The sequence below is a fragment of the Wolbachia endosymbiont of Nasonia vitripennis genome, from assembly GCF_048054115.1.
Lineage (GTDB): Bacteria > Pseudomonadota > Alphaproteobacteria > Rickettsiales > Anaplasmataceae > Wolbachia.
The window spans coordinates 82,062-92,503 of sequence record NZ_JAFEVF010000001.1 but is presented as its reverse complement, the minus strand read 5'-3'; the positions used below and the strand labels follow the sequence as shown (position 1 = coordinate 92,503).

Below are 10,442 nucleotides of genomic sequence, written 5' to 3'. Positions count from 1 at the left end.
TCTTACTTTGTTTGCTTGTCAGATCAAGTCTAAACTATTACAATTCAATATTACAACAAACATGATTTCCCACCTGAACAGGTCTATAACACTTTAGAACTTCCAGAAAGTTGTGCTGCTATAGACTGGTATATCGGAGAGCTGAATTATGTAGGTAAAGGAGTTGGTTCACAAGCTTTGAATATATTTTTAAACAAATTTGTCTTTAAAGTTTATGAGAATGCCTTTGTCGACCCAGGTATAGCAAATGTTTGTGCAATCCGTGTTTACGAAAAAGTTGGCTTTAAAAAAAATTATGGAAAGTAATAGTGCGATTTTAATGATTAAGGCAAGAATTCCTGAGAACCATTCAAGATGAGTGTTTTTTCAACAATCTACCTAAATTACTACAAGTGGTTTATAAAAATATACAAGGAGCTTTATACAAACTTAACATAATTTAATCATAAAAATATCATTATTAAGTCCTATATAAGAACAAATTTTGGCACTCAGTGAATCTTTTTTTAACTAACTAACTATGAACTTGATTAATTGGAAAATAAATTTTACTTACTTTTACAATACCTTAAAATCTAATATCACTTTATCAGCAAAGATATCACAATAGGCTAGTATGTTCTTTACTCTTTTCCTCAAAATATTACCTATTTACATTACAATACTTATTGGTTACTTAGCAGGAAGATATCTTAAAATTGATAGAAATACTATATCTCAAATACTCTTTTATATAGCTAATCCAATAGTGATTTTATACGGAGTATCTCATACAGAAGTTAATTTAAAAGTAATTTCTCTGCCGATTTTGATATGGTTTATAGGTAGTACTATGTCTTTATCAGTTTATTATCTTTCTTCTTTTTTATTTAAGGACAACACGAGAAACATATTAGCGTTTAGCTCGGGCAGCACAAGTATGGGTTATTTTGGTCTACCGATTGCCATTGCTTTATTTGATGAAGATTCAGTGTCTGTGTATGTTGTCTGTTACATAGGAATGGCACTATTTGAAAATAGCTTGGGATTTTATATAGCTGCAAATGGTATCTATACTGCAAAAGAATGCGTATTAAAGTTACTCAAACTTCCCTCATTATATGCAATGATTCTAGGTTTCTTTTTAAGTATATATGATATACAAATACCCACTTTTTTGACAGATGTTATGATAAATATCAGAAGTACATTTATCACATTAGGAATGGTGCTGCTTGGAGTAAGTATTGCACAAATTACAAATTTTAAAGTAGATTGGAAGCTTGCCTTGACCACTATTGTAGCAAAGTACATATTCTGGCCGTCATTTGTTTTGGGAATTGTCTTGCTAGACAAGCATGTTACAGGTATATACGATGAAAGCATCTATAAAGCACTGATGTTACTGGCTATTATTCCGATTTCTGGATCCAGTATAATACTTGCTAATATTTTAAATTACCAACCAGATAAAGCTACTTTATTGCTCCTAATTAGTACTGCAGTGGGACTATTTTATGTTCCACTTATAATATCATTATTTTTTACTAAACTTGTCCCTTTTTGATCAAAAATTTAAGCGCTAGCCTATTCACAAAACTTGAATTTAGACTAGACTTCTTGGATAATCATAAAAGAAACTAATCCTTTTTTCCTCTCCTTTCTTATTTTTTTACACAGAATAGGAAGTTATCAATTGATGGAATTTTCGCAATAATGTCAATAGCAGTAAGATTTCCTACACCTTTTAGCAGGTCTATAGTTGAATTTGGATGTTCTATGAGCAGCAACAAATAAATGTAACTTGCCTTTTTCTATATGATGCTATTAACCGAATAGGTATTCGTTTGACATTTCCATATCTTTGTTATCATTAGTAATACTAAAGGGAAAACTAAACTTAATAAGATTTGGAAGCATATTGTTGTTCTATGATTCACGTAATGCTGCTATGCCTTCGTTGCAGACGTTGTCATAAAGTAAATTAAATTCTTTAATATTTGAAAAACTACCACCCCTTAGCGCACTCATTAATATTATTCCACTTTCAACATCAATATCATTAGAAATTAAATCAAGTTTAATAAGATTTGGAAAGTTACCATTCTTTAACAATTTAGTGATTGCTATTGAGCCTTCTGCGCCAATAATGCTAGAAGTTAATTTACACTCAGTAATATTTGGAAGATTAATATTCTCTAATGCTTCATTTAAAACTTCTCCGCACTGAGCATCAATATAACAATTAGATAAAGTCAAGCTTGTAATATTTTGCTTTTTCTGTAAAAAGTTTACTAGCTTTTCCATATATACATATAGATTATTTAACTCTAAGGTGTTACTATTAACATATTGGTTAAAGTCAACTTCCATGGTTTCTGTAAGTTATAGAGCTGCTAATTATAGCATAAATTTAAATAATTGTCAACCTTATGAACAACTAACTTTACTTCTTTTTAACCTGATACCTATGCTTTGTTTCAAATTTCCATCAAAAAGTAACATTACCCCCTCCAGTCAACCTTTCTGCTTCATTTCGTGAAATCAATGCCTCAATAAATTCATCTAGTTCACCTTCTTTTATAATCTGTTCTAGTCGATGTGAAGTGAGATTAATTCTATGATCTGTTATTCTTGATTGTGGAAAGTTATAAGTTCTTATACGTTCAGAGCGATCTCCAGAACCAATTTGGCTTTTCCTCATTGTTGACCTTTCCATTTCTTTTTTTTGTCTTTCAATTTCGTATAGCCTTGCTCTCAACACTTTGAGCGCTTTAGCCTTATTTTTGTGCTGCGATTTTTCATCTTGCTGTATTACAACTATCCCTGTTGGCAAGTGGGTGACCCTTACTGCGCTGTCAGTTGTATTCACTGATTGCCCTCCAGGACCACTGGATCTATAAACATCTATGCGTAAATCTTTTTCTTCTATTTCAAAGTCAACCTCTTCTACTTCAGGTAATATTGCAACAGTAGCTGCGGAAGTGTGCAATCTTCCTGAGGATTCAGTTTCTGGCACTCTTTGTACTCTGTGCACCCCTGACTCAAATTTCAGTCTTGCAAAAACTTCTGTTCCATTAATGAGTGCAGAAGCTTCCTTATAGCCACCTATACCTGTATTAGAAATACTTATTGGCTCAAACTTCCAATTTCTTCTTTCTGCATATTTTTGATACATACGAAATAACATCGCTGCAAATAATGCTGCTTCTTCTCCGCCTGTGCCTGCTCTAATTTCTAATATTGCATTTCTTGAGTCATCTTCATCTTTGGGTAATAATGCCAACTTTAGTTTTGCTTTTACTTTCGGTAATAGTATCTTTTGCTTCTCAAGAAGTTCTTCTTTTGCTAACTCTTTTATATCACCATCGCTGTTCTCATCTTTCATGATTTCTTCTAAATCTGAAATTTCCTCTTTTAATATATTATATTCATCGATTATCTCGATAATTGGTCTGAGTTCAGAGTATTCCTTTGAAAAACTAACGAATTCTTTTTGACTCAAATTGGTAGGGTTTTCCAGATTTCTCTCTACATCAGAAAACTTTTTTTTTAAGTCTTGTAAATTATTCTCTATATCCATATAGTACAGGTCTAGTTTTCAGCTGTTTAAGTAAGTAATATATACTGAAATAAAAAATTTCTTATATCAAGCAATAACACTATAATTGTCTCGAATATTTCTACCTAAGTATAATGGCAAAACAGATAACATCAATCTGCAGCTTCATATTTGGAGCTTCAGACAAAAAATCATTACCAGATGAGTCGGCTCCAGAGATTGCATTTGCTGGTAGATCAAACGTAGGAAAATCAAGTTTAATCAACTTGCTGATAAACAGCAAAAAAGCTGCAAGAGTTTCTTCTAAACCTGGATGCACTAGACAAATAAATTTTTACTCTATGTACAATGATAAGTTTAGGATTGTCGACCTACCGGGTTATGGCTATTCTTGTGCAAGCAAGGAAGAAGCAGTACAATACTTAAACCTAATTGAGTACTATCTAATTCACAGGAGAAATCTAAAAAGAGTGTTTGTGCTTATAGATAGCAAGGTAGGATTAAAAGAAATAGACAAAGACTTTGTTTATTGGTTAATATGTAATAATATTAACTTTAATATTGTGCTAACAAAAATAGATAAAGTGAATCAGGAAAGTCTAAATGCTATTCTAGAAAATACTCAAAAGTGGGTTAATAATGAACATGTATCAATTCATCAAATAAGCATTCGTGTTAAGCATAAAATCACCAAGGTAAGAGATGAGTTTTTCAAATTTACAAGATAAAAAAATGAAAAGTGATGAATCTTTAAATGGTAAGATGCCATTGAAGGAAAAAACAGAAATATTATTTGAAGTTCTGTCTAACATACCTAAATTTGTAGGCGAAACTTTTATCATCAAATGCAGCAGTGTAATAATCTCAGATGAAACGCTGCTTAGTGCTTTTGCGCATAATGTTGTTCTGTTGAAACAGCTTGGTATAAATCCGGTGGTAGTTCATGACGGAGAATATGAAATTAACTTAGTGTTAAAAATGCTAGGTATGAATGATAAGTTTATAAATGGTGTCAGACTTACAGACAAAAGCACTATGAAAATCATTGAAATGGCACTGTGTGGTTCAATTAATAAAAAAATTGTTCAGCATATAAATTCTGCTGGTGGTTCAGCTATTGGACTATGTGGAAAAGATGGCAACCTCATAAAAGCTGAAAAGATAAGCACTACGCTTAGGGAAAATAGATTAAATAATATTGAAAAAATACTAGACATGGGATTTATCGGTAGACCAACTGAAATCAATCCTGATATATTATTCTTTATTGAAGAATCAGATTCTATACCAGTTATTGCACCTATCGGTTATGGAAAAAATGGAGAAACATATCATATTGATACTGATAGCACTGCAAGTGCAATTGCACTTGCAGTTTACGCATCTAAAATGATAATCTTGAGTGATACAGATGAAGAAATAAACAAAGTTGGCAATAGAAGAGTCTTGATTAAAAATTTAAAAGAATCGATTGATTGTGGAAAAATTAAAGGAGAAAAATTTGTTGAAAGGCTTATGTCATATACTAAAATGGTAGAAGAATGTGCAGGGGTTGTTCACATAGTTGACGGTAGAGTACCTAACATTATACTTGATTTATTTACTGAGAATAATTCAGGTATATCAATAATGGATGATTAATAGCTGTACTGCTTATAACCATATGAACATTGAAAATTTGGGAATAGCTTATGTCAAATTCCTATTCTCTTTTCCAGTTTTTTAGGGTTTTTTTTCTTGCAAGCATAATAGTTTCGTATACATAATGAAACCAAATGGTATTTTTAGCTTGATAACAGAGGAAAATAAAGAGGGCTTGGGTGTAACACTCAAATAATGATTTACCTTATGGATACCGCTAGAAAAGTTGACTAAGGTATACAATTCTCTCTGCGTCAAGTTACTCAAGATATCGAATCTACAAACGCTTTGGATTGAGTGTGTTTGGTCAATTTGAGTGCTTTAAATGAAAGGCGAAAATTGAGCATACTACGCCTCTGTACACAGTATCTTTAATGCAAATGCCCATGTGATTCCATAGATAATCTCTGTTTTTTTATTTTATCTGTCCATTTATCATTCTCTATATCTTGTTTGTTGGTTGCTCTTTTTTCTTGCTCAACAATTGCCTTATCTATCTTCTGATGAATTGCATCAATTGCATTAATTGCATTTTTTTCTTTGTATACTTCGCTTTTTCCTTCAACAATTAAATTGGTAAAAATATTTACAACAAACTGCACTTGATTATGATTAACCTGACCTTTTATCGAAGAAGGTAAAGAGTTTAATTCCATCAATACTTCTGATGCTGTTTTATCTTGAGTGGAAAGCCCTAAATTATCTGCTACTTCACTTATTAATAACTCTCTGTTTTCTTTATTATCTTCCAATTTAGTATAATCACGCAGTAGATCCATAACTGCAGATACTCTGACTTCAATAATATCATCAACATCTTCACCTCCTAGAGCAACTCCTGATTCCAATAACTTCTCTCTGAGGTTTTTGCTTAAAAGATTAATAAATTCTTCATTTGCATCTGATCCTATGGTTGATATCGTACCATCTAAATAGTTATTTACTTTGATTTGAGTACCTAAGTCATGCTCTATTTGTATTTTTGTCTCATATTTAAATCCTAGTTCTGCACAGAATTTCTGAAAATATTCTTTAATAATGTCAAACAAGCTCTTGCCATTATCTTTATAGTTTTTTAGCTCTTCAGGAATAGTAAGTGATAACTTACCTTCTTTATATATTATACCATTTTTGCTATCTTGAGATTCAAGTGTGAATTCTAATGAGCTGGATAGGTCACATATTTTCTCTTTCGGATTGTTAAGCGTGGTTATAGGCATTGCCATATCAGACTTCACTTTTATGTGGTTGTGATCAGTGCAGTAAATGTTTAGCGCTTTTTTAGGACTATGTGGAATCAAGCTACAACTACTGAGTGCTGCATGAGATTCATTAAATATACCAGCTTCATACCCTGCTTGATTACAATTGGTGACTAGCTCTTCTAAAATAGCATTACTTGGAACTTCTGCCCCAGCGTACCTGAACATTTCCTTGAAAATTTCCTTTGCTAATGCACGGTAATCTTTTTTGGAGAATAGATGATAAGAGCTTCTCCCTGCGTTATAAAATCTCTCAAATTCCTTTCTATATTCATCAATTTTTTTTTCATCAGCAACTGTAGGGCTATTACAATGATTTTCCCAAACTTCAGATAGTCTATCTTGATCAAGCTCCTTAAGTACTGGTTCCATAAAAGCTTTACCTTCTTCAGAGAGGTTATCAAAATTATCACGGTTAAAAATCTCATTTTTATAATCTTTAGCTCCTTCCTTAAATGCAATAATAAAATTTTTATCTATTTCTTTTTCATTAATAATAAAATTCATTCTTTGAAAATCTAAGAACATTGTTTCACCGGAATTCGCTAATTTATTATCTTGATCTGCTCTTAATTTACTAAAATTGAATTCTTTAGCTGTGGCCTTTAATCTAACTACCGGACTCTTCTTTGCCTCTTTCATAATTAACACCTTACTATAAATATGCTGTAAGTTGTACCATATAATGATGAATAATTTTATAATATATAAAAAAGTCGATAGTCTATTTCTTTATTTTAGGGATATAGGAAAGGCGTAGATTTCTCTTTTCATTTGTAGCATGCTGCATTAATATTTACGTATTAATCTAGAAAATAGTGATGAATAATATTGTAATTGTTGGTCTGCAATGGGGTGACGAAGGCAAGGGTAAAATAGTAGATTATCTTTCTGAGAATGCAGATGTAGTTGTGAGATTTCAGGGAGGAAATAATGCAGGGCACACTATAGTAATAGATGATGAGGTTTATAAATTAAATTTACTGCCCTCTGCTGTTTTGAGAGCGGACAAAATATCTATTATAGGAAACGGTGTTGCTCTTGATTCACATGCTCTAGTCTCAGAAATAGAGTCATTGAAAGTTAAAGGAGTGGACGTAAACTATAACAACTTGATGGTATCCGAGAGCTGTCCATTAATACTTAGCGTACATAAGGACAAGGAAAAGCTATTTGAAGATTTAAACGGAAATCACAAAATTGGTACAACAAACAAAGGGATAGGGCCATGTTATGAAGATAAAGTTGGCAGGAGAGCTATACGCCTTTGTGACTTAGAAAACACAGATGAGCTCAATCAAAGAGTGGATGCTCTCCTGAGTTACCATAATGCTATCAGAAAAGGACTTAACTACCAGGTAGTTAAAAAAGAAGAAATATTAAAGGAAATTCAAGAGATTTCAGAAAAAATTCTTTTATATAAAAAACCTGTGTGGAAGATACTAAATGATTTTATGAAAGAAGGTAAGAAAATAATATTTGAAGGCGCTCAAGGCGCATTTTTAGATATCGACCACGGAACTTACCCTTTTGTTACTTCAAGTAATACCGTAGCATCGCAAGCGATAACAGGCTCAGGATTATCCTACAATGCTCACATTATTGGTGTAGCAAAAGCGTATACAACAAGAGTGGGTAATGGTCCATTTCCTACTGAACAAAATAACGAGATTGGAGACAGCTTATTTTCTATAGGTAAGGAACTTGGAACAGTAAGCAATAGAAGAAGGCGCTGCGGATGGTTTGACGCAGTTTTAGTGCGCCAGGCCGTACAACTCTCTGGAGTTTCAAGCATTGTATTAACCAAATTAGATATTCTTGATTCTTTTGATACTATTAAAATAGGCACTGGTTATAAGTATGGCGGAAAAATGTATGATTATTTACCCGCATCACATTCAATACAAAAAGAATTAGAGCCAATATATGAAGAATTTCCTGGTTGGAAAGAGAAAACTCAAGGCAAAAGGTCAGTTAAGGAATTACCTGCAAATTTGATGAAATATGTGAGAAAAATAGAAGAATTAATAGGTGTACCAATTCATCTAATTTCAACTAGTCCCAATAGAGAGGATGTTATTAAGCTTAAAAATCTATGAAAACGTCTTGTTAACTTTTATCTAATAAAAAACGATACTTGTGTGACTTCAAGCAATCTATTATGCAAAGTAGCAGCGTAAACGTACAGTGAGCAGTGTGATTTTTCTTAAATACATGTTGATTGTTATAATATAAACATAGTTAAAGGAGGCGTATTATGATTGCAGGTTTGACTAAGGGAGACAAAGCAGTAAAAGCGGAAAAAACAAGTGATCAGCTGAGAGAATTGTCAGTTGCAGAATATGTAGTTAAGTCAATACATGACTTGCAAAAATTGCATAATAGATTATGTTCATCACAGGGCAACAATTGTTTTAATGATAGAGAGAAGTTTGTCCAAGATAGTGATGGGCTTGGTATATTTCAATTTCTCAAAAGCTATATTAATGATGCAGAAAAAAATGAGCCTTCCATTAAGAACCTTACTATAATGAAATTTCTTCACTCAATTATAGAAGATAGGGAACTGTATAAAAAGTTATGCAGTTTCGATGATTTTCTCGATTGTGAGTTAGAAAATTTGAGAGATAAGATAAGCTTATTAGCGCTTTTGAGAGAAAAGATGGACTTTACTGATATACAAAAAGCTTATGGTAATTGGCGTTTTAGTAATCTAATAGGTGATAATGATTTTAAGCGAATGTATGTGGATGAAGCAGTAAAAGAAAGAGAAAAGCCTGTTAATGAGGACTTTGAGAAAAATATAGGTAAATACATAGAGTTAGTAAAGGAAGGAAAAGAAGTTGCAAGTAGGTATTTTGGAAAATGGAAAGAGGACTTTCAAGTTTACTGTGAAGAAATTGACAATAATAATAAAGTTTTGAATATTAACCTTACTCATTACGACAATAGTGAGCCAACAAAGATTAGTGACGTTTTACAGCAAGAGAAAGATATTAAAGAACTGAATATCTATTGCAATAAAAAACATGAAATACACGCTCATAAAAAAGATAAGAAAAGATATTATGAATTTAAAGAAGGTGCATATTATGAAATGACAAGCACTTGGGCTGCAAAAGATGGATCAGGAATGTGTACCATGATTATGAATGTGAGTAGCGATGGCATAACTGAAATACTAAAATTTAATGGTGAAGATTTTGTTTCATCGAAGGAGATTCTAGAATTAATAAAGCAAAACGATGAATTATATATTCAAGGTCTCTCCTTATATGATGCTGTAATGGAATCACTAGAAGAGAATAGGCTACTCCTATTAATCTTTACAATGAATCTATGGTGGCTTATCAAGGTAAGGAACCAGAGGGGAAGTTAGATCATAAAGTTGATGCTGATAATAGCCTTCCTTCTTCTCCTTCTATTAATAGCAATGCATTGGAAGCCAATTTACAGCACACTGAAACTCAACCAGAAATTGCTTCACAACAAATAACTGATTTACAAAACAGTTTTGGAAAAGAAGAGCGAAAAAACACGGAATTGCAAACTGAACTGGCACAAAAAGATGAAAAGTTAGCAAGTGTGTTAGCAGAGTTACAAGAGAAAGCACAAGAACTTAAAAATGTATGTGAAGCAAAAGGAAAGCTAGAGGGTAAGCTAAAAGGTGTTAATACAGAAAAGAAGGAGTTAGAAGACAAATTAAAAGAAGCAGCACACATAATGAAGGAAAAGGAGCAGTATATAAGCAATTTAAAACTTCAAGTGCAAGAGTTGAAAGATGAGCATAAAGCACAACTGGAATCTTATGAACAAGGGATATGCAAACTAGCATGGGAAGTTGAAGAGTTAAGAAGCAAGCTAGAGTGTGAGAATGAATGGGATGATAAAGTTGTAGAAATAGCTGATGGACTGGGAGAAAAAATTCATGCTGATGAACAAAGAAGCCTCAATTGTAATAGTTTAGACTTGATCTGACAAGCAAACAAAGTAAGATA

9 protein-coding genes and 1 pseudogene are annotated in these 10,442 nt (G+C 32.3%); 7 read left to right on the top strand and 3 right to left on the bottom strand.

The features are described from left to right. Window positions 1-42: 42 nt before the first annotated feature. Together JR053_RS00435 and JR053_RS00430 are read left to right on the top strand one after the other, a co-directional pair. A pseudogene (locus JR053_RS00435) lies at window positions 43-358 on the top strand (N-acetyltransferase); the annotation flags it as partial. A 258-nt stretch (window positions 359-616) separates the two neighbouring features. Next, window positions 617-1,546, top strand: coding sequence for an AEC family transporter (locus JR053_RS00430; protein WP_010401261.1), 930 nt, complete (start codon window positions 617-619; stop codon window positions 1,544-1,546). Between the two features lie 362 nt (window positions 1,547-1,908). Here the strand turns inward: JR053_RS00430 and JR053_RS00425 are convergent, their stop codons facing one another. Together JR053_RS00425 and prfA are read right to left on the bottom strand one after the other, a co-directional pair. Beyond that, entirely contained in the window at window positions 1,909-2,286 is a 378-nt protein-coding gene (locus tag JR053_RS00425) for a leucine-rich repeat domain-containing protein (RefSeq protein ID WP_416603208.1), read from the bottom strand. Window positions 2,287-2,470: 184 nt separating this feature from the next. Beyond that, window positions 2,471-3,562 carry a peptide chain release factor 1 gene (gene prfA, locus JR053_RS00420; protein ID WP_010401258.1) on the bottom strand — a complete coding sequence of 364 codons (1,092 nt, stop codon included), beginning with the start codon at window positions 3,560-3,562 and terminating at the stop codon, window positions 2,471-2,473. Window positions 3,563-3,675: 113 nt separating this feature from the next. Between prfA and yihA the strand changes: the two genes are divergently transcribed. Together yihA and argB are read left to right on the top strand one after the other, a co-directional pair. Beyond that, window positions 3,676-4,269, top strand: a complete 594-nt coding sequence (gene yihA, locus JR053_RS00415) for a ribosome biogenesis GTP-binding protein YihA/YsxC (RefSeq protein ID WP_007302825.1) — start codon at window positions 3,676-3,678, stop codon at window positions 4,267-4,269. Further along, window positions 4,244-5,182, top strand: coding sequence for an acetylglutamate kinase (argB, locus tag JR053_RS00410; RefSeq protein WP_010401255.1), 939 nt, complete (start codon window positions 4,244-4,246; stop codon window positions 5,180-5,182). The genes yihA and argB overlap by 26 nt, the downstream gene beginning before the upstream one ends. A gap of 371 nt (window positions 5,183-5,553) precedes the next feature. Here the strand turns inward: argB and JR053_RS00405 are convergent, their stop codons facing one another. After that, entirely contained in the window at window positions 5,554-7,086 is a 1,533-nt protein-coding gene (locus tag JR053_RS00405) for a hypothetical protein (protein WP_007302823.1), read from the bottom strand. Between the two features lie 179 nt (window positions 7,087-7,265). On the opposite strand from JR053_RS00405, the gene JR053_RS00400 reads away from it, so the two are divergent. The 3 genes from JR053_RS00400 to JR053_RS00390 all read left to right on the top strand — a co-directional run bounded on the left by JR053_RS00400 (window position 7,266) and on the right by JR053_RS00390 (window position 10,422). Beyond that, the gene (locus JR053_RS00400) at window positions 7,266-8,543 is read left to right on the top strand and encodes an adenylosuccinate synthase (RefSeq protein ID WP_010401253.1); all 1,278 of its coding nucleotides are present in this window, start codon (window positions 7,266-7,268) and stop codon (window positions 8,541-8,543) included. A gap of 158 nt (window positions 8,544-8,701) precedes the next feature. Beyond that, window positions 8,702-9,823, top strand: coding sequence for a hypothetical protein (locus tag JR053_RS00395; protein ID WP_236607893.1), 1,122 nt, complete (start codon window positions 8,702-8,704; stop codon window positions 9,821-9,823). After that, window positions 9,784-10,422 (top strand): hypothetical protein, encoded by a 639-nt coding sequence (locus JR053_RS00390; RefSeq protein WP_416603204.1) that lies wholly within the window; start codon window positions 9,784-9,786, stop codon window positions 10,420-10,422. The genes JR053_RS00395 and JR053_RS00390 overlap by 40 nt, the downstream gene beginning before the upstream one ends. Window positions 10,423-10,442: the final 20 nt, after the last annotated feature.

Coding starts and splice junctions, on each gene's coding strand:
- JR053_RS00390 (WP_416603204.1), top strand. CDS start 9,784: ATGGTGGCTTATCAAGGTAAGGAACCAGAGGGGAAGTTAGATCATAAA.
- JR053_RS00405 (WP_007302823.1), bottom strand. CDS start 7,086: ATGAAAGAGGCAAAGAAGAGTCCGGTAGTTAGATTAAAGGCCACAGCT.
- JR053_RS00430 (WP_010401261.1), top strand. CDS start 617: ATGTTCTTTACTCTTTTCCTCAAAATATTACCTATTTACATTACAATA.
- argB (WP_010401255.1), top strand. CDS start 4,244: ATGAGTTTTTCAAATTTACAAGATAAAAAAATGAAAAGTGATGAATCT.
- JR053_RS00395 (WP_236607893.1), top strand. CDS start 8,702: ATGATTGCAGGTTTGACTAAGGGAGACAAAGCAGTAAAAGCGGAAAAA.
- yihA (WP_007302825.1), top strand. CDS start 3,676: ATGGCAAAACAGATAACATCAATCTGCAGCTTCATATTTGGAGCTTCA.
- prfA (WP_010401258.1), bottom strand. CDS start 3,562: ATGGATATAGAGAATAATTTACAAGACTTAAAAAAAAAGTTTTCTGAT.
- JR053_RS00425 (WP_416603208.1), bottom strand. CDS start 2,286: ATGGAAAAGCTAGTAAACTTTTTACAGAAAAAGCAAAATATTACAAGC.
- JR053_RS00400 (WP_010401253.1), top strand. CDS start 7,266: ATGAATAATATTGTAATTGTTGGTCTGCAATGGGGTGACGAAGGCAAG.